Source organism: Duffyella gerundensis (genome assembly GCF_001517405.1).
GTDB classification, from domain to species: Bacteria; Pseudomonadota; Gammaproteobacteria; order Enterobacterales; family Enterobacteriaceae; genus Duffyella; species Duffyella gerundensis.
The window spans coordinates 411757-435421 of the sequence record NZ_LN907828.1 but is presented as its reverse complement, the minus strand read 5'-3'; the positions used below and the strand labels follow the sequence as shown (position 1 = coordinate 435421).

Below are 23665 nucleotides of genomic sequence, written 5' to 3'. Positions count from 1 at the left end.
TAGCGGACACTGCTTCACGACACTGTTTTTGCACACCGCGATCAACATCAAGTCGCATGCTGTCATGCAGACGTTTTAATTCTGCTTTATGGCAAACGCCTTCTTCTTTTAACGCTGAATAATATCAACCCTGTGATGTTGCCCGTCATTCAGTAAAAAAATTCTGTCGTCCGGCAACTGAATGCCATCCAGGGTGACCTGATATTCACTTTCACTACGGGAAATCGTGATGTGATACGGGCTCTGTCCATGTTGATAGGTAATGCTAAATGAAGGCCAGTCATCGGGTAACTGCGAACGGATAATAAGCGTGTCGCCGTGACGTTTTATCCCGAGCAACTCTTCCGTTACCAGCCGATAGGCCCAGCCCGCAGAACCGGTGTACCAGCTCCATCCAGCCCGCCCGGTATGGGGAGGAACGCTGTACACATCCGCACTCATGACATAAGGCTCAGCTTTGTACGTGCTCACACCGTCACCCTGTTGCGTATGATTTATGGGGTTGATCATGGACCACAGTTGCCAGGCCCGCGCTTTGTCCCCCATACGGGCAAATGCCATGACCGCCCAGATTGCACCATGCGTGTACTGCCCGCCGTTCTCTCTCACACCCGGCAGATAGCCCTGTATGTAACCCGGGTTGGGGCCGTGACCATCAAACGGAGGCGTTAACAGCTTGATCAGTCCCGCATCGTTATCCACCAGATAGCTGTCCAGTGACCGCATCGCCTGGGCGCTGCGTGCAGGATCAGCCGCACCGGACAACACGGACCAGCTTTGAGCAATCGCATCTATCCGACACTCCTGCGACGCCTGTGATCCCAGCGGCGCACCATGGTCAAAATATCCGCGCAGATACCACTCACCATCCCATGCCGACGCTTCAATATCTTTTTGCAGGCGCAATGCTGCTGAATGGCATAACGCTGCCACCTGTTCGTTCTGGCGCCGTTCTGCCAGTGCCGCGAAACGTTGTAAAATGTCGTAGAGGAAAAATCCGAGCCAGACGCTTTCACCTTTGCCTTCGATACCGACCAGATTCATCCCATCATTCCAGTCACCAGCGCCCATCAGTGGCAGGCCATGCTGGCCGACGTGTAAACCCCGTTCAACGGCTTTTACGCAGTGCTGCCACAACGTCTCTTCGAGGGGGCTGACAACCGGGGTATCGTACACCGACTCTTCGCCGGGCTTCAGCGGACGGCCTTCAAGGTAGGGAATGCGCTGTTCCAGTATCCCGATATCATCCGTTACATCTACATAGTGACAAACCGCGAGCGGGAGCCACAGGTAATCATCCGAACACCGGGTGCGCACACCATTGCCGTGCGGAGGATGCCACCAGTGCTGAACATCCCCTTCAATAAACTGACGTGAGGCACACAGCACGATCTGGCTGCGCAGTCGCTCCGGTGCAACCTGGCTTAACGCCAGCGAATCCTGCAGCTGGTCGCGGAAACCAAATGCCCCGCCGGATTGATAATATCCACTGCGCGCCATAATACGGCAGGCTAATGTCTGATACAGCAGCCAGCCGTTCACCAGCAAATCAACCCGACTATCGGGTGTTTGCACCACGACTTTATCAAGAACCTTGTGCCAGAATTGATGAACCTGATCCAGCGCCTGGCGCGCGTTATCCTCGTTCAGAAAATGGGCCAGCGTCTCCTGAGACTGTGCCAGATTGCCCGCTACACCGAGAACAAAAACAAAGGTTTTCTGGTCACCATCGATAAGGGTGGTTGTCGACTGGATCGCGGCACAGGGATCAAGAGCGGCCCCCGTTTTGCCCGAGAGTCTGCGCCGTTTCATGGCGGCTGGGGCATGCAGTGAACCATTGCGCCCGATAAACTCGCGACGGTCACCCGTTACCGTACTCAGGGGATCATTGACGGCAAAAAAAGCGGTGCGGTCACCGCCGTTAGCGCCGTAAAAGTTATTAGCCATGACCGCGCTTCCGCCAGGTAACGTGTGCGAATGCGTAATAATATGCGCGGCAGAATGCGTGCGTGTAGCCCCAAGTGTCCACTCCACGTAGCCGGTAACAGCTAATTTACGTGTGCGGCCCGAATGGTTACTGAGCTTCAGGATCGCAAGCTTAACCGGGGCCTTTTCGGCCACCAGTATCGTCAGTTCGCTGTCTACCCCACTTTCACGGTGGGCGAACACGCTGTAACCAAAACCATGGCGGGTGAGATAATCGCCCTGTCCGCGCACGGGCAAGGTCATCGGTGACCAGCACGCGCCGCTCTCTTCATCGCGCAGATAAAACGCTTCGCCGCTTCGGTCACTCACCGGATCGTTTTCCCAGGGCGTTAAGCGGTATTCATGCGCATTTTCAAACCAGCTGTAAGCCTGCCCAGCCTCTGAAATTACGCTGCCAAAACTCTCGTTGGCCAGCACATTTGACCAGGGCGCTGGCGTCGGTTCGTTTTCTTTTAAGAGGATCTGATACTCACGGCCATCCTGAGAAAATCCGCCGTATCCGTTGAAATGACGTAGCAGTCCAGTGTCCGGTATCCAGTCCGTATGCTGATTATTCCCTGCTGGCGTCTCCGGCACAAAAGGTCTGCCGAGTTGCTTTGTCGCGCGAATACGCTGGTTAAGTTGCTCTTTGATGCCGTCAGCACGATCGTCCAGACTCAGGCAGGCCACGCTGATCAGCAGCTGCTTGTCCTCGGCGGACAGATGCTCGCCGTTTCGTACAAAAATCCCCCCGGGTTTATCCAGCAGGCTGGCTTCTGAGCCTGCATAGATTAGATCCATAATCTGCGTCTGCAGCACCTGCTGGTAGCCGCCAGGACTGTTGTTCAGAATGACCAGATCCACCTCCAGCCCTTTCAGTCGCCAGTAGCGATGCGCCTGGATCAGTGTGGTCACTGAGTCAATTCTTTCCTCACTGGTGATGCTGAGTAGAACAATCGGCAAATCGCCTGAAATACCCCAGCCCCACAGGCCAGACTGACCGCGCTGGTTACGGATGATCGCCTGTTCGTCACCGCGTAATTCCTGACAGGGATACAGCACCGCGCTGGCGAGGCGGTTAAATAAGGTTGCATCGTCTTCACTGGCATTCATCTGCCGTAACACCACCAGACTGTGGGACCAGGCCAGTTCAAAAACGCGATCGGCGATAGGATGATCGCGATATTTTTCCATCAACGCGAGGCTCTGCTGACGGCTTTCGCTGATGCCATAAACGATATCGATGGTGACCGGCTGCCCAGGCTGGAGCCTGATCACGTGACGTATCGACATGATTGGATCCAACACGGCCCCGAAGGTATTACTAAGCAATCCGCTTGTGCTGACTGCCTGAGCATTAGCAGGGCTTCTTCCACGGCCAAGAAATTTGGCCCTGTCGGTTTCAAACGATACATTGCCGGCATCATCGCCATGTACCACCATCATATGAAACAGGTACGGGCTTTGCTCATCCGGCGAGCGTGAACGTCGGTGACACAGGATGGCATCACGCGCGGGATCGGTTTCAGTCTGGATAAACAGGTTACTGAACGCCGGATGCGCCTGATCGCTGGCGTCCGGCGCCAGCACCACTTCGGCATAGGTCGTCAATTCTAACGTGCGCGGTACGCGGCCACGATGTACCAGAGTGACTCGACGTAGCTCAATGTCATCTTCCGGCGAGACCACAACCTGGGTTTTCACGCTAATCGAGCCGAGTGCCCGTCTGAATTCAGCGCCGGCATCGGTAAAGATAATTTCATCGCTGACGTCCGCGCTACCGCCCGTGGGTTGCCAGGTATTGCTCCATACCTCGTCGGTAAGCGGATCGCGGATATAGCAGAATGTTCCCCAGTTATCACGGGTGGCATCACTGCGCCAGCGCGTAAGCGCGATGTTTTTCCAGCGACTGTAACCCCCACCGCCGGGGGTTATCATCAGATGGTACTGTCCGTTGGACAGTAATTGTATTTCGGGCGTTGGACTGCCCACACCGGTAAAAATCCGCGGTTCAAAGCGTACCGGTTTAACCCGCCCCTCCTGGGACTCAAAATGACGGCGCGGACTATAGAGATCCACCGCATCGGGCACACGCTCCTGTAACAGCAGGCTGGCCGACCTGAAAGCGGGACTCGCCATGAATCGTGTGGTCATTGGCGCATCAAGCAGCAGATGCCCCAGTGCCTGGAAGGCCATGCCCTGATGGTGAGCCATCCACGACTGCACAATCAAAAAAAGCTGGCCGGTTGCCAGGCGCGATGGCGTATAGTCCAGCGCTTCATAAAAACCATATTCGCCGCGCGCGCCGTTCTTCTCCAGCCTGGACAGATTTTCGCAGGCCTTCTGCGGAGCAACCAACAGCGCCAGCAGCGTGGCATACGGGGCAACAACCATATCGTCGGCGAGTCCGCGCCGGAGCCCAAGACCGGGTACACCAAATGCCTGATACTGATAATTGTGCTGAACATCAAACGCATGATAGCCAGACTCGGACACGCCCCATGGCACGCCACGCTCCTTGCCCCAGTCTATCTGCCGTATCACCGCGGATTTACTCATCTTATCCAGCAGGCTGCCGTGCCATGTCGGCATCACCAGATTCGGCATCAGATATTCAAACATTGAACCGCTCCATGACATCAAGGCGGTTTCACGATCTATGGTGGTAAACAGCCTGCCGAGTGCATACCAGCTTTTGAGCGGCAGCTGGTTCGTTGCAATAGCGACAAAACTGGTGAGACGGATTTCGGAGGGTAGAAGATCGTAGTGGCTTTTATCCAGCGTGTTGGTATCGCAGTTGTAACCCACACTCAGCATACTGGTGGCAGTATTGTAGAGAAAAGCAAAATCCATTCGTGCATGGTCTGCCAACCGCTGTTCAAGCTCACTGATAATGTCCAGTCGTAGCCGGGCCTGCGTTATCACCGCTGTAGGCAGAGGCACGTCCGCAATGGATATCGCGCTTGCCAGCTCATTCAACGTAGGCAATGACGGTGCATGATACGTCGCGGGTAACCAGCCAAGCAGCGTCGACCATTCATCGCAAAGCTGTTGAAGTTGACTGTGCAGATGCGCCGTCCAGCGCGCAACAACACTGTTCTCCTGATGACTCCGTTGAGTCAGATCGTCGCAATGCACCTGCATTTTGCTGAATTCGCTGAACAGCTGCCCGGAAGGTAATGATGCTGTGCTTAGACATTGTATGCGTAGCAGTCGCAGACTTGCTGGCGCGTTGTAGCCCCAGCATCTCTCCAGAATACCAAGGGTATCATTCAGCCCCTCCACGATGAGTTGATGGTTGAGTACGGGCTGACGGCGCATCGCTGACAGTCCTTCACGCAGCGTCAGTAAATGACCGGCCATATTGCCGCTGTCGACGCTGGAAACATAGCGTGGGCTAAGCGGAGCCAGCGTGCGAGTGTCATACCAGTTATATAAATGCCCCCGGTAGTGCTCCATATTATCCAGCGAGTCCAGCGTCTGCGTGATGCGCTGCAATACCTTCCCGCCAGGAAGGTAGCCAAAGTCCCAGGCCGTGAGGTTAGCCAGCAGAGAAAGTCCGATATTGGTGGGAGAAGTGCGATGTGCAATTTTCGGCTCCGGGATTTCCTGATAATTATCAGGAGGAAGCCAGTTTTCCTTTGCCGTGGCGAATGTCTCAAAAAAAGCCCATATTTCCCGGCTGGTCTGACGCAAAAGTTGTTTCTGTTGCGGGCTGGGCAGAAAAATCTTCCGTGCTGGTGGACGGCTCAGCCAACTCAGCAGCAGCGGAGCGAGGCACCACGACAGGCCGATAAGCAGTGCGATAGTCAGCCATTGTGGCGCAAAAACCAGGGTCAGTATGATGAGGGCCGCGCCACAAGCGACGTTCATCCACATAGCCCGATAAAAACGAAAAACTGAAAGCGAGCTGGGGAAGCTGTCCGCATTGTGGCTGGCCCACTGGGTCAGATTGCGCTGGCTAATGGCAAGGCGCCAGAGCGTTACCGCGATGGCGTACAACGAATAGCCCGCCTCATGCGGCAGTAAAACAAAATTCAGCCCAATCCGGGATAGTCGCTTTATCGCGCCCGCCAGCACCAGCACCAGGTGCTGTCTCAGGGGACGCCGCAGCGGCTTATTGATAAGATCGACAGTGATACCTAAGCCGGCAGGCAGCAGCCAGATCAGGGCCATGATACCCAGCCAGTACCACGTATTGGGCACCCACAGCAGCGCGCTAAACAGCAGCACCAGTAAAGAGGGAGCGACCAGGCTGCGGCGCAAATTATCAAACAGCTTCCATCGGGACAATGCGGACAACGGATTTTTATCCTGCGTGCCATCGGCTTTTCTGACATGCAGCTTAAGCCAGTTAAGCAGTTGCCAGTCGCCGCGGATCCAGCGCGTGCGGCGCGCAACATCGGATAAATAGTTGTTTGGGTACTGCTCGTAAAGTAAGACCTCGCTCAACAGCCCGGAGCGGGCATAACATCCCTCAAGCAGATCGTGACTGAGAACCAGATTTTCCGGGCAGGTGTTGATGGTGGCCTGCACAAAGATATCGATGTCATAAATCCCCTTCCCGACGAAAGAACCTTCTTCAAAAAGATCCTGATAGATATCGGAAGACATCATCGAATAAGGATTATTACCCGGCACGCTACTGCGCATAGCAGCATACCTACCTTGTCCGTCCCGAGGCATCTCCTCTGCCAGCCCCGGTTGTAAAATACCGTAGCCTTTGACGACCCTCTGACGTACCGGATCATATTCTGGCTTGTTCAGCGGATGCGCCATCGTTGCTACCAGTTTATGCGCAGTGTCACGCGGCAGGAGCGTGTCACTGTCCAGCGTGATGACATACTTGATGAACCCCGGTAAAGCAGTCGCGGGCATGTCTGCAACGCTGGAAAACTGTGCGTCAGGATGGCGTAACCAGCTGTTCAGCAACGCCAGCTTGCCTCGCTTGCGTTCATAACCCATCCAGATCCCCTGCGAAGCGTTCCATTCAGGCGATCGGTGTAACAAATAAAAACGCTGTCGCTGGCAGGGATAGCGCCGGTTAAGCATGTGTGTTTCTGACATCGCCTGGCTAAACAGCGCGCGTTGTTCTTCCGTATTTTCAGTTGTTGAGTCAGCGAAATCGGTAACAAGCGCGAAACAGAGATTGTCATCCTGATTGCCCAGCCAGCACACCTCAAGACTGGTAAGAAGTTTGCTGAAACTTTCGCGGCTCGTCAGCATGCAGGGGATCGCAACCAGGGTCGAAGAAGCCACCGGGATGCCGTCGGAAAAATCCATTCTCGGCAGCGGCCGGGGAACGCGAAAACGGGTCGTCGCGTCGCTCAGCATATCGCTAACCAGCTGACTCAGCGCAATAATCAGGGGCAAGGCCAGCAGTAACAACCACCAGGCCATTCCCAGGTTTGCCGTTTTAAATAATATTGCAGCCGTTGCCGCCGTGGTCAAAAGGCTCATGCTTCCCAGCCAGGACAACAGGGGAAATCTGTTGAAATTGTGCCGTAAACGTTTAAGCCCGGAGGTATTTACTGACAGATGACGTTCCAGCTGGCGTCGCCCTTCACCCACCAGATAATAACCAATATGGTGTTGTGGCCTGTCAGGTTCTGTTTTGCCTGACAGCGCCAGTGTGCGATTTGCCACTTCCGGCTCACTGCACTTACTCTCCCTGGCCAGAATCTCAATCACATGACGATAATGATCGCGGGTATCAAAATGCATATGGGCGTAAATGTCTGCAGGATCACGACGTAACGTCTGCTCCACCACACTAATGCTCTCGGCAAAGTCGGCCCAGTTGGTTTCACTGATCAAGCGTAAACCGGCAATACTGTTGCTGACGGAGAGCTGGCTGGCCGCAAGCTGCTGGTTAAAGCGATGTATCAGCGCCTGGGTAGTGAGGCTCTGTTCGGCAAGCCGTTGTTCAACCCAGCTAAGGGGCAATGCCAGCGCGTTCCCATGTCCGTGCAACCGACGAACCAGTTCAGCAACAAAGGCACTGCTCAATGGCGGACGAGCACGCGCCATGTCGGCAATGACCATAATTAAGTCGGCTGGCGCGGTTTCCGCGCATTCGGTCATCCGGGTTATCCACATATCAGCAAGGCTGCGTTCTTGCTGAGCCTGCATCACCTCAATACTGACCCGACGGAGATTTTCAATAAGCGCCAGACGCAGCATACCGGGTAACGCCCAGACTTCCCCTAACGTCAGTGGCGTCACCTGCTGGTAGGCAGTAATGTAGCCGGTCAGGCTGGCGACATCCCATCGCCCGTCGCCATGTACAACGGCCTCCGTGGCGATAGCATAGATACGCGGACAAAGGTGCGGCGCGGTGAGTGAGGGAAGTCCCTTGCCAAAGCTGGGCGGCAAATGCTGACGTACGTTACGGATTTGTTCTTCAATCAGGTAGTAGTTGTCCAGTAACCACTCGCCTGCGGGCATGATGCTCGATTTTTTACCCGCGTTAAGCGCGTAACAATTTTGAGTAAGTACGGCTTCATTGTCACTTAGCCGCTTGAGCAGGTAGTACGGCATTTTTTCGGGCGACAATTTGTGCGTATGCGCCAGTTTTTGGCCGTAGCGCTCAAGCTGTGGCGTTGAGAACAGATCGGGAGGCGGCGTGTTTTCCCCCGTGGTGTCACTGGATGAAAACGCAGCGCATTCGGGCACTTTTGTCAGGGTACGGAAGGGGCGAAACCATGCCAGAGGATTCATTTTCATAGTGTTGCTCTAATGCGACGTTAACGCGCAGGAGCAGTTGAGAAATCAGTTCAGAAACGTTCTCTCAGGATGTGCATAAGGCATCAGGGATTTATCAGCTGCTGGTCCAGGTATTCACTGCAGAAATGGTGGAGAGGGCTAGCCGCCAAATTCTGGGCTAACGTGGTGAGACAAACAGGGTTTTACACCCCGGACACAGCATTGCCTGTTTCAGGCGCACTTTTGAGGCTGGCTGGGATGATCGTAAGCCACAGGTAGGACAGATAACCGTAGACGAACCACTCATGAGCTTCCTTGCGTAACCGAGAAGAGACATGGTGAACAACCTTTCAGGGAGTGAATCTCATACTAGCATGAATGATTAAATTTCAATCAATCTGTTTATTATTACTTAACTGACTGTGACCTGGTGAAAGAAACCACAGTGCTCACTAAAAGAGCAATAAAAATTTTAAGCCTGTGAACAGGGGTTTTATTTATCAACCCTGTGAGGGATTTACGTGAGTCACTACGGATGCAATGCGGGACAGTTGATATCGAGTAACGGATGCAAGAGCAGCAACATGGTTAAAGGGTGCCAGCACTTTGCCGCTAATCGGGGATACGCGTATGGATTTTTCCTGCGTGAAGGCAAGGTAATTGTCTATATTCCAGGCGGCAATATAGACAAGGCTATAAAACTTAGCAACTGTTATAATTGACTGATAAATAACGCTTTTTTTAAAAGGCGATCTGTGGCAGGATACGCGCTCTTTTGAGATGTCCGGCAGCATGCTGTGACAACAGCGACGGACCTGTCTGATGGATTATTTTGCGGTATTGATTCTGGCGTTTGGTATGTCGATGGATGCGTTTGCCGCCGCAATCGGCAAAGGCGCCGCGCTGCTTCGCCCTTCAGCGAAAGAGGTGATACGCACCGCGCTGATCTTCGGCTGCATTGAAGCGCTGACGCCGATTATCGGCTGGGGCATTGGCCTCGCCGCCAGCCGATTTATCATGAGCTGGGACCACTGGGTCGCCTTTGGCCTGCTGCTGCTGCTCGGTTTACGCATGATTCATGAAGGCGTACGCAAAGAAAATTGCGATGAGAGCGAGGTGCCGCGCCGACACAGCTTCTGGGTGCTGGTCACTACCGCCATCGCCACCAGCCTCGATGCGATGGCAGTGGGCGTTGGGCTGGCTTTCCTCAACGTCAATATCATCGCTACCGCGCTGACCATTGGCGCCACCACCACGGTGATGGCCGCCAGCGGCATGCTGTTGGGTCGCTATCTTGGCCGGGCGATCGGCAAATGGGCTGAGATCCTCGGTGGCGTGGTGTTAATCGGCATCGGCAGCTCTATTCTCATCGAACACCTCGGCCTGCTGCGCTAACGCGCCGCGGGCGGAGCCACTCATTTCTGCCAGACTGAATGTTATGACCTCAACTAAAATTTTGATTATCGCCGTGCTGTGTACGGTTATTGCCGCTGTCGCCTGGTGGCTGACGCCTCATTACAGTGAACAGGACAAGGCATATTACGTCTCGGTGTTCTGTACCGTTCGCCACGATGACAGCAGCCGCTTTGAACACGACATGCGCGCGGTGATTGAAGGCGGTAACTCCGATTACGCCCTGAAGAAAACCACTTATAACCCGTCGCTTGGTGACCGCATCGCTGCCAGCTGGCAGGCCCTGCCGCCTGCGGATAAACAGGCCGCCGGACAGGGTAATGGCCGCTGTCAGCAGATTATGACAGCGCAGCTGGCACACTGACCATCGGGAGCAGCCGCATGCTGAAAGAGAATTTTAACGATCTCTGGTATCTCATCGTGGTTGCCCGTGAACGCAGCTTTACCCGCGCCGCTGCCAAACTGGGCGTATCGCAGTCGGCGCTGAGCCATGCGATACGCGGTCTCGAAGAGCGGCTTGGCGTGCGATTGCTCACCCGTACCACACGCAGCGTTGCGCCGACCGATGCCGGAGAAACCCTGATTGCCAGTATCGGCCCGCGCTTTGATCAGATTGAAACCGATCTGGTGGCGCTAACCGACCGCCGCGATCGGGTCGCCGGCACCCTGCGCATTACCGCCGGTGAACACGCCTTATCCTCTACCCTCTGGCCGCTGCTTAAGCCCTTTCTCAAAGCCTGGCCCGACGTCAACATTGAGCTGACCACCGACAACACGCTCACCGACATCGTTAACGATCGCTTTGACGCAGGCGTCAGGCTGGGCGATCAAATTGCCCGTGATATGGTCGCTGTGCGCATCGGCCCGGACTGGCGCATGGTGGTGGTTGGCGCGCCCGACTATTTTGCCGTCCAGGGTAAACCTGAAACGCCTACGGATCTGCAGCAGCATCGCTGCATCAACATGCGGCTGCCTACACATGGCGGCGTCTATCCGTGGGAATTTTCCCGCGATGACCAGCAGATTCGCATACGGGTGGAAGGCCAGCTGATCTTCAACAACCTCAATGCGCGCGTGGAAGCGGCCATCGCTGGTTTAGGCTTAGCCTATGTGCCCGAAGATTGCGTCAGCGAGGCGGTCGCCACAGGCACGCTGGTAAAGGTGCTGGACGCATGGTGCGAGCCGTTTAGCGGCTATCATCTCTATTATCCCAGCCGAAAACAGCACACCGCCGCTTTTGCGCGCCTGCTCGATGCCGTGCGCTGGCAGCCATAAAAAAAGGGCTACCGGCCGCAGCCGATAACCCTTTTCCCTGCGCCAGCGCGCAATCAGACTTCTGTCACTACCACGTCAGGCTTGGCTGGCGTTGGCGAAACTGCCCACCAGCGACGCATCATAAAGGCGACCCACAACAGCGCAGCCAGCGCCGGAACGGCACCCGCATAGCCAATGGACGCCATCGAGCTGGTGGTGCTGATTTTGTTACCCAGCAGCGCACCGGCGCCGATACCGATATTAAAGATGCCGGAGAATAGCGCCATCGCCACATCGGTAGCGTCATGCGCCAGGCGCAGCACTTTCATCTGCATGCTCATGCCAATCATCATAAACGCCATGCCCCACAGCATCGCCAACATCACCATAGTGCTCTGGCTGGCGGCTGCCGAACGCAGCAGCATCAGGCTGACAAACAGCATGCCGATAGCGGTAACCAGCACCAGCGACAGTTTGTTCTCACCGTATTTGCTGAAGATCAGGCTGCCCACAATGCCCGAAGCGCCCAATACCAGCAGCAGCAGCGTGGCAAAACCTTCGCTCAGGTGTGCGACATTCACGACAAACGGCTCAATGTAAGTGAAGGCGGTAAAGTGCGCCGCCACCACGGTAACCGCCAGCACGTACAGACCCAGCAACGCCGGGCGACGCAGAATTGACGGCAGGCTTTTCAGCGAGCCACCGTGCTCTGCCACCACACGCGGCATGGTTTTCACGATCAGCCAGAGCAGCATAAAGGCCGCCGCGCCGATGATCAGGAAGGTGGTGCGCCAGCCGAAGCTCTGACCGATAATACGGCCCAGCGGCAGGCCGAGCACCGAGGCCAGCGCAGTAGCGGTAGCCAGCAGGCTCAGCGCTTTTGCCTGACAGCCCGCCGGTGCCAGCCGTGCCGCTAACGACGCGGTGATCGACCAGAACAGCGCATGCGACAGCGCGACGCCAGCGCGGCTTATCAGCAGCACATCAAAGTTCCACGCGAAGTAAGAGAGCAGATGGCTGGCCGAGAACACCGTAAAGATGCCAATCAGCAACGCCCGACGGTCGATGCGGCTGGTCATCAGCATCAGCGGCAGTGACATCAACGCCACAATCCAGGCGTAAACCGTCATCAGCATACCGGCCTGAGAAGTGGCCATGTCAAAGCTGCCGCCTATATCAGAAAGCAACCCCACCGGAATGTATTCCGTGGTGTTAAAGATAAACGCGGCGACAGCCAGAGTGAAAACACGAGACCATGCGGTTTTGCGAGAAACTGAATTCATATATCACCCGCGAAGCTGGTTGCGAAAAAAATGAAGCGCCAGATTCTAAAGCCGGATGAGTTGAATGCAACCGAAGTGTGATATTCATCGCATTTTTCGACAATTTAAGTTGTTTTTTTAGACAACTTAGTCATTAAGGTAAACTATTGGTCTGCTAATGGCGGCAATGTTCACTGTACAAAGCGATAGCCCACACCGTTTTCGGTGATGAAATGCTGTGGCTGAGCAGAGCTGTTTTCCAGCTTTTGCCGTAAGTGCCCCATATAAATACGCAGATACTGGCTGTTATGGTCGGCGTTGGGGCCCCAAATCTGCCGCAGGATATGTTTTTGCGTAAGGACTTTACCGGGGTTGGTGATCATCAGCGCCAGCAGACGGAATTCAGTTGGTGTCAGATGCACTAGTTCGCCCGCGCGGGTGACCAGCGAGGTAGTGAGATTAACGCTGATGTCACCGAAGGCGATCTCCTGTGGTTTGTCGGTTTCATGACGTCGCAGCGCCACGCGCACGCGCGCCTGCAGTTCACCCATGCCAAACGGTTTACAGAGAAAGTCGTCAGCGCCGGCATCCAGCGCCTGAATCTTATCGTCCTCGTCGGTGCGGGCAGAGAGCACGATAATCGGCCGATCGCTCCACAGGCGGAACTGCCGAATAAACGACATGCCGTCGCCATCGGGCAATCCGAGATCGAGGATCACCAAATCGGGACGACGCGCCGCCGCGGTGGTTAACCCGTGCGCCAGCGTATCCGCTTCATAAACTTTGGTCTCACCCTCTTTTTCCAGCGCCTGGCGCAAAAATCGGCAAATTTGTTTTTCGTCATCGATCACCAGCAACGTTTTCATACCCTTTCCTCTTCCGGGTGCAGCGCCGTTTCAGACGATGATAACGGCAATCTCACTGAAAAACAGGCGCCGCCCTGCGGTCGATTGGTGACGCTGATTTCACCCTGATGCATGCCGACGATGGCGCGACAAATTGCCAGGCCGATACCGACGCCAGGAATCGAGGATTCGCTGTTGCCGCGGGTAAATTTGTCAAACACCAGCTGCTCCATGCCGACCGGCACACCCGGTCCGCTGTCCCAAAAATTCAGGATCAGCGTCTGGCCATCGACCTTCGCCTCAATGCCAATGTCGGCATCGGGTCCGCTGTACTTTACCGCGTTCTCCAGCAGATTCACAAACACCCGCTCCAGCAGTGGCCCGTCGGCGCGAAACAGCACCATCTCTTCCGGCAGCTGGAGCTGCACCTGACGATCGCCGAGCATTGATGCCTGCGAACGCAGCGTGCTGCCGATGATCTCATCCAGCGCCAGCCAATCCATGCGCAGGTGAAATCCATCCGCCTCAATGCGCGCCATATCGAGAATATTGTTCACCAGCCGGATAGTGCTCAACGTCTGCTGACGAATGGCATCGGCCTGCGGCGCATAGGGTGAGTGATCGGTGGCGAGATCGAGCATTAAGATCTCCGCCTGGCTGAACAGTACGGTCAGCGGCGTGCGTAAATCGTGTGAAAGCGCGGCGAGCAGCGAATTGCGCAGCTCTTCCCTTTCCACCAGCAGCCGCGAATGCTGTTCACGGCGCGTCAGTTCCAGCCGGTCCAGCGCGCCGGCGATCAGCACGACAAACGTTTCCAGCAGGCGTTGCTGTTCGGGAATGAGCAGCGAGCCGCCTTCGGTTTCAGCGATCAGCAATCCCAGCGTTTCGCCGGAGGCGATCAGCGGCACGATGGTATAGGGCACGCCGGGCAAGGTGTCGGTGCCTGCGCCTGCGATCTGCCCGTTATGCGAACTCCACTGCAGAAAGGCGGGCTCCGGCAGCGTGTTGAGCTGCTTCTGTTCTGGTGCGATAAAGTTGCCCTGCTTATCCGGCAGCCAGATTTCGCAACGTGCCACCAGCGCGGCGCTGACCACCGGCTGGCACACCGCCGGAATATCCTGCGGCACGCGTACACGGCTAAGCTCACGCGCCATCTCATACAGATAACGGGCGCGCTTTTCACGATAACGCGCCACCCGCGCCTGATAGCGCATGCCCGCGGTGAGATTGCCGGTGATCACGCCCACGGTCAGCATGACCGCAAAAGTCACCAGATATTGCGAGTCAGTGACCGCAAACGAGCCGGTCGGCGCGATGAATACCAGATCGAAGGCGACGATGTTGAGCAGCGCGGCGACCACCGACGGCAGACGGCCAAAGGTCATGGCGATCAGCACCACGCCCAGTAAATAGATCATCACGAAGTTGATTGGCGAGAAGCCCGGCAGCAGCCACTGACAGCCGACGGTGATCAACGCACAGAGCGCCGCAGCGGCCAGCGATCCGCGTAGCTGACGCTGCCATTTACTGCGCACCGGCACCGCTTTCAGCGGACCCACCGCCGCGGCGTCATCCATCGCCACGATCAGCAGATCGAGTTCCGGCCCATGCTGACTGAGGCGCTGGGTAAAATCTTTGCTGAGACGCCAGCGACGTTTCGGCGCACGGCCAAGAATCACCTTGCCGAGATTGTGTTCACGGGCGTAACGCACCACCGCATCCGCTTCGTCACTGTCGGAAAGCGTGGCGGTTTGTGCGCCCATGCTCTGCGCCAGTTGTAAGGTCGCCAGCACGGCACGACGGCGCGCCTGTCCCTGATGATATAAAGAAGGCGTTTCCACGGTGATGGCATGCCATTCGCAACCCAGCCGCGTGGCCAGCCGCGCGGCAACGCGCACCAGCTTTTCGCTGCCGCGACGGCCGCTCAGGCAGAGCAAAATGGCATCGTGGGTATGCCATACTTTCTCTTCATGACGCTGACCATCGCGCCAGCTGCGGATCTGATCGTCCACCCGTTCGGCGGTGCGTCGCAGCGCCAGCTCACGCAGCGCAAACAGATTGCCCTTGCGGAAAAAGTTTTCGATGGCGCGCTCGGCGCGATCGCCAACGTAAACCTTGCCCTCTTTCAGCCGTTGCAGCAGATCGTCCGGTGGCAGATCGACCAGTACAATGTCCGCGGCTGAATCAAAAAAAGGATCGGGCACGGTTTCCCGTACCCGAATGCCAGTGACGCCGCTGACCACATCATTCAGGCTTTCCAGATGCTGCACGTTGACCGTGGTCAGCACGTCGATACCGGCGTCGAGCAGCTCTTCAATGTCCTGCCAACGCTTGGGATGGCGTGCGCCGCGCGGATTGGAATAGGCCAGTTCGTCCATTAACAGCACCGCCGGATGGCGCGCCAGCGCGGCATCGAGATCGAAGGCGGTGCTGCTGCCGCGGCGCGGTAAATATTCCAGCCCTTCCAGCAGTGCGGCGGTTTCCTGGCGGTTATGGGTTTCCACCACGCCAATCAACACATCCAGCCCCTGCGCCCGCAGCCGCCGCGCCTCCTGCAACATCGCCCAGGTTTTGCCCACGCCCGCGCAGGCGCCGAAATAGATTTTCAGCTTTCCCCGGCGAGCGCTGTCCGCCTGCGCCAGCAGCAGATCGGGATCGGGACGCAGCGGTTCATCAACCATCGTTATTCCTTAATGCTTATCCAGGGCGTCCAGCGCCATATTAAGTTGCAGCACGTTAACCACCGGCTCGCCGATAAAGCGCATCAACGGCTGCGTGGTGGATTGCGCGATCAGTCGTGCCACCACGTCGGTCGGCAGCTGGCGCGCCTGCGCCACACGCGGCAGTTGCCACTGCGCCGCTGCCGGTGAAATGTCGGGATCGAGGCCGCTGGCCGACGCGGTAATCAGATCGGTAGGGATGGCACCGGTGGCCTGCGGATTAGCGGCACGCAGCGCGCTGACCCGCTGACGAATCGCCTCATCCAGCGCCGGATTACTCGCGGCGAGGTTGCTGCCCGATGAGGCCAGCGCATTATACGGCTTTTCCCCGGCTGCCGATGGGCGACCGTGAAAATAGTCCGCGCGCGTGAAATCCTGCCCAATCAGCCGCGAGCCGCGTGCTTCTCCCTGCTGGATCAGCAGCGATCCCTGCGCCGCATTTTGAAACCACAGGTTGCCCAGCAGCGTGGTGAGCAGCGGATAGGCGACGCCGGTGAGCAGCGTTAGCAGTACGAAAACAGAAACCGCAGGACGTAAAGCATTCATCATCGTTTTCCTCAGCCCAGACCGGCAACGGTCAGCAGCATATCAATCAGTTTGATACCGATAAACGGCACCACCAGGCCACCGGCGCCATACAGCCACAGGTTGCGACGCAGCAGCGCCGCGGCTGACATTGGGCGATAACTGACGCCTTTTAGCGCCAGCGGAATCAGCAGCACGATGATCAGCGCGTTGAAAATCACCGCCGACATGATGGCGGAATCGGGCGAATGTAAGCGCATCACGTTCAGCATATTGAGCTGCGGATAGGTCACCGCAAAAGCCGCCGGAATAATGGCAAAGTATTTCGCCACGTCGTTGGCAATACTGAAGGTGGTCAGCGATCCGCGTGTCATCAGCATCTGTTTACCGATGTGCACCACTTCCAGCAGCTTGGTGGGGTTCGAATCGAGATCCACCATGTTGCCCGCTTCCTTGGCCGCCTGCGTACCGGAGTTCATCGCCACCGCCACGTCGGCCTGCGCCAGCGCCGGTGCATCGTTGGTGCCGTCGCCGGTCATCGCCACCATGCGCCCTTCCGCCTGATATTGACGAATCAGCGCCAGCTTGGCTTCCGGCGTCGCTTCTGACAGAAAATCATCCACGCCCGCTTCGGCGGCAATCGCCGCGGCGGTGAGCGCGTTATCGCCGGTGACCATCACCGTTTTGATGCCCATTTTGCGCAGCTCAGCAAAGCGCTCTTTGATACCGCCTTTAACGATATCTTTCAGCGCGACCACGCCGAGCACCTGATTGCCTTCGGCTACCACCAACGGGGTTTCGCCCTTACGGGCCACCGCTTCCACCGTGGCCTCAACGTTGGCCGGGAACTGGCCGCCGTTGCTTTCAATGTGGCGACGAATAGCGTCCGCCGCCCCTTTGCGCAACGAGGTTTCGCCCATGTTGACGCCGCTCATGCGGCTCTGCGCCGAGAAGGGAATAAAGGTGGCGGCCAGGCTGCTGAGATCGCGTTCACGCAGGTTAAATTTCTGCTTGGCGAGAATCACGATGCTGCGTCCTTCCGGCGTTTCATCCGCCAGCGAGGCCAGCTGCGCGGCGCTGGCAAGTTGCTGCTCCTGCACGCCGTCAGCCGGTAAAAAGGCGCTGGCCTGACGGTTACCGAGCGTGATGGTGCCGGTTTTATCCATCAGCAGGATATCGACGTCGCCCGCCGCTTCCACCGCTCGTCCGCTGGTGGCGATCACGTTAGCACTCAGCATGCGGCTCATACCGGCGATGCCGATGGCCGACAGCAGCGCACCAATGGTGGTAGGAATCAGACAGACCAGCAGCGCCACCAGCACCGTGACGCTGACCGGTCTGCCGCCCCAGGCGGAAAACGGATAGAGCGTAGCGGTAGCCAACAGAAACACGATGGTGAGCGAAATCAGCAAAATGGTCAGCGCCATTTCGTTGGGCGTCTTCCGGCGGCTGGCGCCTTCCACCATAGCGATCATGCGGTCCAGAAAGGTTTCGCCCGGGTTGACGCTACAGCAGATCACCAGCCAGTCAGAGAGAATGCGCGTGCCGCCGGTGACGGAGGCAAAATCGCCGCCCGCCTCACGGATCACCGGCGCGGACTCACCGGTGATGGCACTTTCATCCACCGAGGCGCCGCCCGCCAGCACTTCGCCGTCGCACGGAATGATGTCGCCCGCGCTGACCAGCACAAAGTCGCCTTTGCGCAGGCTGTCGGCCGCAACCTGCTGCTGCGCCGCATTGACGTCCGCCGAGGCGAGTTTTTTCGCCCAGCTGGTTTTCTTGATGCCTTTCAGGCTTTCCGCCTGCGCCTTGCTGCGCCCTTCCGCCAGCGCTTCCGCAAAGTTGGCGAACAGCACGGTGAACCAGAGCCACAGGCTGATTGCCGCGGTAAAGGCCACCGGCTGCTGGTGCGCGGCTAAATTGATCGCCAGTAAGGTGGTGAGCACGCTGCCCAGCCAGACCACAAACATTACCGGATTACGGTACTGCGCCCGCGGATTGAGCTTAAGGAATGAGGCGGTAACCGCCGTGCGCCAGATGGCGTTTCGCTGTTGTGCAGGGAGCGAATGCCCACGCTGTGACTTCTCCATCAGTTCATACCCCGGAGTTGCAAATGTTCAATAACCGGACCGAGCGCCAGCGAAGGCACAAAGGTCAACGCGCCAACCAGCATCACGGTGCCGACAATCAGGCCAACAAACAGCGGACCGTGGGTCGGCAAGGTGCCAGGTGTCGCAGGCTGAATCTTTTTGTTGGCTAGCGATCCCGCAATCACCATCAGCGGAATAAAAGGGGCAAAACGACCGACCAACATCGCCATGCCGAGCAGCAGATTCCAGAACGGCGTATTGGCAGATAAACCGGCAAAGGCGCTGCCGTTGTTGTTGGCGGCGGATGACAGTGCATACAGCACTTCACTGAAGCCGTGGGCACCCGGATTGAGCATGCCTGCGCGGCCCGCGTCGGTCATCATCGCCAGCGCCGTGCCGAGCAACACCAGCGACGGCGTGATCAGGATATAGATTGCCGCCATCTTCATTTCCGGTACGCCGATTTTTTTACCCAGGTATTCCGGCGTGCGACCAATCATCAGCCCGGCGATAAACACCGCCAGCAGCACGTTCATCAGCATGCCGTACAGCCCGGACCCGACGCCGCCAAACACCACTTCGCCCAGCTGCATTAACCACAGCGGCACCATGCCGCCCAGCGCGGTAAAGGAGTCGTGCATGGCGTTGACTGCGCCGCAGGATGCGGCCGTGGTCACCACGGCATACAGCGCCGAGTTCAGAATGCCGAAGCGGCTCTCTTTGCCTTCCCAGTTCATGGCGCTGTCACCGCCTAACGCAGTCAGATGCAGGTTGCCGTTGACCTCCGCCAGCATCACCAGCAGCGCGGCAGCGACAAACAGCAGCGTCATCGCCCACAGCACGGTATGGCCCTGACGACGATCGCGCACCACGTTGCCAAAGGTAAAACAGAGCGCGGCCGGAATGAGGAAAATTGCCAGCATCTGCACGAAGTTGGTCAGCGCCGTGGGGTTTTCAAACGGATGAGCGGAGTTAACGTTAAACAACCCGCCGCCGTTGGTGCCCAGCAGCTTGATCGCTTCCTGCGAGGCCACCGGCCCCATCGGTAAGGTTTGCTGTGCGCCTTCCAGCGTATGCACGGTAATAAACGGCAGCAGATTTTGAATCACGCCCTGCTGCATAAAAAACAGCGCCAGCAGCAGAGAGAGCGGCAGCAGCACGCCCAGCGTAATGCGCAGCAGGTCGCGCCAGGCGTTGCCTAAATCCTGTGTGCTGTGGCGGGTAAAGCCGCGCATCAGGGCAAAGACCACCGCCATGCCGGTTGCCGCTGAAAGGAAGTTCTGCACCGTCAGGCCAACCATGCTGCTGAAGTAGCTGATGGTTGATTCACCGGCATAAGATTGCCAGTTAGTGTTACTGACGAAGCTGATCGCGGTGTTCAGCGCCAGGTGCCAGGATAAGCCCGGAAACCCCTGCGGGTTAAGCGGCAGCATGCCCTGCAGCAGCAGCACCGCAAACAGAAACAGCACGCCCAGCAGGTTAAACAGCAAAATGGCGAGCAGATATTGCCGCCAGTTCATCTCATCCTGGCGCACGCCACAGATTCGCCATAGCGCGCTTTCCAGCTTGCCACCCGGACGATCCAGCACCATTGCGGTCATCATGCGTCCCAGCGGCTGCGCTAACAGCAGCAGCACCGCCAGGAAGCAGGCCAGTAGTAAAAACGCTTGTGCGGCCATCAGAACTCCTCCGCTCTGAACAGGGCGTAAAACAAGTAGGCCAGTAATATGAACACCAGCGCGATGCCAGCCAGTAATGCTGTACTCACGGTCATTCTCCGAATTAATTAGCGTCGGAGTGAGTCTACGGAAGGGGCTATATATTTGTTGTAAAGATACAAACGGCAGATATAAAGAAAATATAAAAATGCGTGGAGAACAGCCGGATAGAGGAGAAAAAACGGACATCCTCCGCGCGCCATTGCGGCGGCGCGGAGGTGATAACACGATCAGATCAGCGATTTGGACATATTAAAACCGGTCACCGCAAAGCCCGCTTTTTCGTACAGGTGTTTGGCGGCACCATTCTGCGTGGCCACGCGCAGGCCGATCTCAGTAATGCCTTCCACCATCAGCACGTTGCCCAGCAGCTCCAGCGCCTCGGCGCCCAGTCCTTGATCGCGCCATTGCGGATAGATATAAAAATCGCTGATCCAGACGGTCTGACCGCTGACCACCAGCCAGAGATAGCCCAGCGTATCCTCTGCAGGCGACGCAATGCACAGCAGACGGTTTTGCGGCGTGTTAACGCCCTGCTCCAGCGTCAGATCGATCGAAGAGGTCGCGCGGGTTAGCGCATCATCTTCGGAGCAGCCGCGCGATGAGGCGATATCATCGGCATATTCTTTAATGAAAATCTCACGGTAAGCGGGAAACTCGTCTGCGGTCATGGGCCGAAGGATCATGGTTAATATTCTCTGTCAGAAAAAGGAAGATAACGCGGTGTGGCATCTTTTATAGAGTGTGCTCAACGGGTTGTCCAACCGTGGGGATTATATTTACGCTGCCAGATTCATTATCAGAATTATCCCTCACCGAGGTCTGAGGGGAAAACGCGTCGCTGTGACAGAAAATAAAGTGAAGGTCAGCAGAAATAAGAGACTGGAATAGAGGAAAAGGATTAGCGTTATTACTGTTTCACGCAATATATAAAAAAACAGACCTGCCGGTTATCGTGGCAGATCTGCGTTATTTTTCAAACGTAAAAGCAATTACGCGCTTTTCCAGTGGCTTTCCACTTCGTCTTTATTTTTGGAGAGAATGACTTTGTTATCATCAATCTCTTTTACCCAAGCCAGCGGAATAATATGGTGCTTTCCGCCTGCTTCCGGATCGTTTTTCACCAGCTTGATGCTCTCTTCGCCATCAAGATGATCAACAACGCCAACGTGTTCGCCATTGACGTCCACAACCTGAGCATGATCCAGAATTTTGCTTTTATCTACCATAATTTCCTCCTGTTAATGACCTGAATTAAGTTAGTTAATAAACGCCAAAATTGCCAACTTCGCAGCGTAATGACAACAGAAGTTACATTTAGAATTATGTTACGTGCCAGCGATAACGCTATAAAAGCGTTATTATCCTGATGAGAAGGTTGATGATTTTAATTAAAACGGGCATGAACGTGGCGTTAAATAGCAGCGCCTCTGCCGACCCAATGGATAAAGGTAAGCGCGTCTGATTTATCGCGCGGGCAAGCCGGTAAATGACACGGAGAAAATGATGAAAACACGCAGGTTTGAACGGTGAAACGATTAACCGTCACCCACTTCCCCTCAACGCTAAAACATGATGCCTGGCTTGGCCTGTGCTGTTTACCGGCGCTGATGCTGATTTTCTTTGTCGGCTATTATCTGGACCGGATGCAAACAGCAAGCATCGTCGCCAGTGGCGCCATTACCCTTGCCTACGGTGCCAATAAAACCTGGGAATCGTCGTCATTGTTGCTGTTGCTGGCAACGGCGGTGGGCGTCACGGTATCGACCTGGCTTGGCAGCCTGGCGGGCAATGTGATGCCGCTCTATATCTTCGGCTCGATGCTTTACGCCGGGCTCTACGCCATGCTGGCATCGATTCAGAGTGGATTGTGGTGGGCGTTGTTGCAATGCGCGATCGCCTGGCTGGTAGCCGGTTATTTTGCCGGTTCCCCTCTCCATGCTGCTGAGCGTGCCGCGCTGGTCGGTATCGGTGGCCTGCTGCAAATTGTCTGCCTGGTGCTGCTGTTCAGTAAAATCCGCTTTCAGTTGCAGGACGTCACGCGCCACAACTGGGCAGATATTTTTCAGCACGCCAGGCAGCGCTATCGGCAAAAAATCCATATTGGCTGGAGCGTGTTTTTCGCCATGGCGGCGATGGGAATCGCCCTCTGGATGGTAGAGCGTCATGCGGTGGGCAACGGCTACTGGGCGGGCATGACGCTGCTGCTCTGCTTACGCAACGATTTTCGTCAGTCGGTACGCCGCGTGCCGGCCCGCATTCTCGGTACGCTGCTCGGCAGCCTGACCGCCACGCTGTTGCTGACGTTCCTGCATACACCGCTGATGTTAGCCACTGGCCTGACGGTGGCTGGCTATGTGGCCTTTACCGCCTCCTACACGCTGTCAACGCGTTCTTACTTTATTTTCACTTTTCTGGTCACAGTAACGGTGATCTTTTTGATGTCCAGCCTTGGCCTGCCGCAGCATAACGTGGCGATCAACCGGGTGATTTCCACCACCACCGGCGGGCTGTTTGCGCTCTGTGCCATTGTGCTGGCGCGAATGATGACCGATTTTCACGTAATGAAAAAACTTCGTCAGCGCGCGGCGCGTTTACCGGATGCTGCACGATCTTTTCGTCGCAGAGATACAGGGAACAGAGAGGAGCGTTAATCTGATATGCCGGATAGCAGGGCTGTGCAGAGAGAGCAAGAAAGGCTAATGGCGTTTCGGGGCGACGTAATCGGGATCTTCAATGTAAGCCAGATGCTGATTCAGGCTGGCGATCAATTTACGGGTCATACCGGCGGTGAGGCCAAAAAACACCGATTCCTGGGGATCGGTGCCCGGCAACGCCTGCGCTTCGGTGTAACTGAACTGCAGTACGATCGCGGGATGCCCGCTCAATGGTCCAATGTGCCATCCGGTTATCGGATAAAATACGAGTTCTTCAAACTTAGTCACATGATAGCCTTACAATGTTGGCGTGTTACCTTACTGTAGTTGGCATTAATAGTGAGGTGAGATAATCGTCCCATCGCTAGCAATCGCTGATCGGTTTGCGGGTTTGTTGCCTTTAAGCAGTTTTATCAACTGCTTTAATTAAATTTGTCAGCCATTCACTCTGCATAAGCTTTTTTACCCCGATTGCACTGTTAGTGTGCAAAATTCAGGTTGTTGTTTCTGA

General features: G+C 56.2%; 16 protein-coding genes. 4 read left to right on the top strand and 12 right to left on the bottom strand.

The annotated features are described in order from the left end of the window. Window positions 1–108: 108 nt before the first annotated feature. On the bottom strand, window positions 109–8691 hold the full coding sequence (locus tag EM595_RS19165) for a glycoside hydrolase family 94 protein (RefSeq protein WP_067436650.1): 8583 nt from the start codon (window positions 8689–8691) through the stop codon (window positions 109–111). A gap of 157 nt (window positions 8692–8848) precedes the next feature. Continuing rightward, entirely contained in the window at window positions 8849–9007 is a 159-nt protein-coding gene (locus tag EM595_RS21415) for a YnfU family zinc-binding protein (protein ID WP_222938540.1), read from the bottom strand. Between the two features lie 485 nt (window positions 9008–9492). On the opposite strand from EM595_RS21415, the gene mntP reads away from it, so the two are divergent. From mntP to EM595_RS19150, 3 genes are read left to right on the top strand one after another with little or no spacing between them, the layout of a single operon-like run. Further along, window positions 9493–10065 (top strand): manganese efflux pump MntP, encoded by a 573-nt coding sequence (gene mntP / locus EM595_RS19160; RefSeq protein WP_067436647.1) that lies wholly within the window; start codon window positions 9493–9495, stop codon window positions 10063–10065. A gap of 43 nt (window positions 10066–10108) precedes the next feature. Then, complete coding sequence (locus EM595_RS19155; RefSeq protein WP_067436644.1) at window positions 10109–10447, top strand: hypothetical protein; 339 nt, start codon at window positions 10109–10111, stop codon at window positions 10445–10447. Between the two features lie 17 nt (window positions 10448–10464). Then, on the top strand, window positions 10465–11358 hold the full coding sequence (locus EM595_RS19150; RefSeq protein ID WP_067436641.1) for a LysR family transcriptional regulator: 894 nt from the start codon (window positions 10465–10467) through the stop codon (window positions 11356–11358). Window positions 11359–11411: 53 nt separating this feature from the next. On the opposite strand, the gene EM595_RS19145 is transcribed toward EM595_RS19150, so the two are convergent. From EM595_RS19145 to EM595_RS19110, 9 genes are all read right to left on the bottom strand, one after another. Next, window positions 11412–12620 (bottom strand): sugar transporter, encoded by a 1209-nt coding sequence (locus EM595_RS19145; protein ID WP_067436639.1) that lies wholly within the window; start codon window positions 12618–12620, stop codon window positions 11412–11414. Window positions 12621–12790: 170 nt separating this feature from the next. Next, window positions 12791–13465 carry a two-component system response regulator KdpE gene (gene kdpE / locus EM595_RS19140; RefSeq protein WP_067436636.1) on the bottom strand — a complete coding sequence of 225 codons (675 nt, stop codon included), beginning with the start codon at window positions 13463–13465 and terminating at the stop codon, window positions 12791–12793. Further along, window positions 13462–16125 carry a two-component system sensor histidine kinase KdpD gene (gene kdpD, locus EM595_RS19135; protein ID WP_067436633.1) on the bottom strand — a complete coding sequence of 888 codons (2664 nt, stop codon included), beginning with the start codon at window positions 16123–16125 and terminating at the stop codon, window positions 13462–13464. Before kdpD ends, kdpE begins: the two co-directional genes overlap by 4 nt. A 9-nt stretch (window positions 16126–16134) precedes the next feature. Beyond that, window positions 16135–16710, bottom strand: a complete 576-nt coding sequence (gene kdpC / locus EM595_RS19130; protein ID WP_067436630.1) for a potassium-transporting ATPase subunit KdpC — start codon at window positions 16708–16710, stop codon at window positions 16135–16137. Window positions 16711–16721: 11 nt separating this feature from the next. Then, on the bottom strand, window positions 16722–18779 hold the full coding sequence (gene kdpB / locus EM595_RS19125) for a potassium-transporting ATPase subunit KdpB (protein WP_067436627.1): 2058 nt from the start codon (window positions 18777–18779) through the stop codon (window positions 16722–16724). Further along, window positions 18779–20458 carry a potassium-transporting ATPase subunit KdpA gene (gene kdpA / locus EM595_RS19120; RefSeq protein WP_067436624.1) on the bottom strand — a complete coding sequence of 560 codons (1680 nt, stop codon included), beginning with the start codon at window positions 20456–20458 and terminating at the stop codon, window positions 18779–18781. Before kdpA ends, kdpB begins: the two co-directional genes overlap by 1 nt. After that, window positions 20458–20553, bottom strand: a complete 96-nt coding sequence (gene kdpF / locus EM595_RS21555; protein ID WP_071852572.1) for a K(+)-transporting ATPase subunit F — start codon at window positions 20551–20553, stop codon at window positions 20458–20460. Before kdpF ends, kdpA begins: the two co-directional genes overlap by 1 nt. Before the next feature lie 174 nt (window positions 20554–20727). Continuing rightward, entirely contained in the window at window positions 20728–21183 is a 456-nt protein-coding gene (locus EM595_RS19115; RefSeq protein ID WP_067436621.1) for a GNAT family N-acetyltransferase, read from the bottom strand. Between the two features lie 306 nt (window positions 21184–21489). Next, window positions 21490–21726, bottom strand: coding sequence for a DUF2171 domain-containing protein (locus EM595_RS19110; protein ID WP_067436618.1), 237 nt, complete (start codon window positions 21724–21726; stop codon window positions 21490–21492). 300 nt (window positions 21727–22026) lie between these two features. Between EM595_RS19110 and EM595_RS19105 the strand changes: the two genes are divergently transcribed. Next, entirely contained in the window at window positions 22027–23151 is a 1125-nt protein-coding gene (locus EM595_RS19105) for an FUSC family protein (RefSeq protein ID WP_067436615.1), read from the top strand. Between the two features lie 45 nt (window positions 23152–23196). Here EM595_RS19105 and EM595_RS19100 read toward each other — a convergent pair whose 3' ends face one another. Continuing rightward, on the bottom strand, window positions 23197–23442 hold the full coding sequence (locus tag EM595_RS19100) for a BssS family protein (RefSeq protein ID WP_067436612.1): 246 nt from the start codon (window positions 23440–23442) through the stop codon (window positions 23197–23199). Between the last annotated feature and the right edge of the window lie 223 nt (window positions 23443–23665).

What these genes read in the sequence shown, in the direction of transcription:
- EM595_RS19155 (WP_067436644.1), top strand. Translation starts at nt 10,109, where the DNA reads ATGACCTCAACTAAAATTTTGATTATCGCCGTGCTGTGTACGGTTATT.
- EM595_RS19110 (WP_067436618.1), bottom strand. Translation starts at nt 21,726, where the DNA reads ATGGTAGATAAAAGCAAAATTCTGGATCATGCTCAGGTTGTGGACGTC.
- kdpE (WP_067436636.1), bottom strand. Translation starts at nt 13,465, where the DNA reads ATGAAAACGTTGCTGGTGATCGATGACGAAAAACAAATTTGCCGATTT.
- kdpC (WP_067436630.1), bottom strand. Translation starts at nt 16,710, where the DNA reads ATGAATGCTTTACGTCCTGCGGTTTCTGTTTTCGTACTGCTAACGCTG.
- kdpD (WP_067436633.1), bottom strand. Translation starts at nt 16,125, where the DNA reads ATGGTTGATGAACCGCTGCGTCCCGATCCCGATCTGCTGCTGGCGCAG.
- EM595_RS21415 (WP_222938540.1), bottom strand. Translation starts at nt 9,007, where the DNA reads ATGTCTCTTCTCGGTTACGCAAGGAAGCTCATGAGTGGTTCGTCTACG.
- EM595_RS19150 (WP_067436641.1), top strand. Translation starts at nt 10,465, where the DNA reads ATGCTGAAAGAGAATTTTAACGATCTCTGGTATCTCATCGTGGTTGCC.
- kdpB (WP_067436627.1), bottom strand. Translation starts at nt 18,779, where the DNA reads ATGGAGAAGTCACAGCGTGGGCATTCGCTCCCTGCACAACAGCGAAAC.
- kdpF (WP_071852572.1), bottom strand. Translation starts at nt 20,553, where the DNA reads ATGACCGTGAGTACAGCATTACTGGCTGGCATCGCGCTGGTGTTCATA.
- EM595_RS19145 (WP_067436639.1), bottom strand. Translation starts at nt 12,620, where the DNA reads ATGAATTCAGTTTCTCGCAAAACCGCATGGTCTCGTGTTTTCACTCTG.
- mntP (WP_067436647.1), top strand. Translation starts at nt 9,493, where the DNA reads ATGGATTATTTTGCGGTATTGATTCTGGCGTTTGGTATGTCGATGGAT.
- EM595_RS19115 (WP_067436621.1), bottom strand. Translation starts at nt 21,183, where the DNA reads ATGATCCTTCGGCCCATGACCGCAGACGAGTTTCCCGCTTACCGTGAG.
- EM595_RS19165 (WP_067436650.1), bottom strand. Translation starts at nt 8,691, where the DNA reads ATGAAAATGAATCCTCTGGCATGGTTTCGCCCCTTCCGTACCCTGACA.
- kdpA (WP_067436624.1), bottom strand. Translation starts at nt 20,458, where the DNA reads ATGGCCGCACAAGCGTTTTTACTACTGGCCTGCTTCCTGGCGGTGCTG.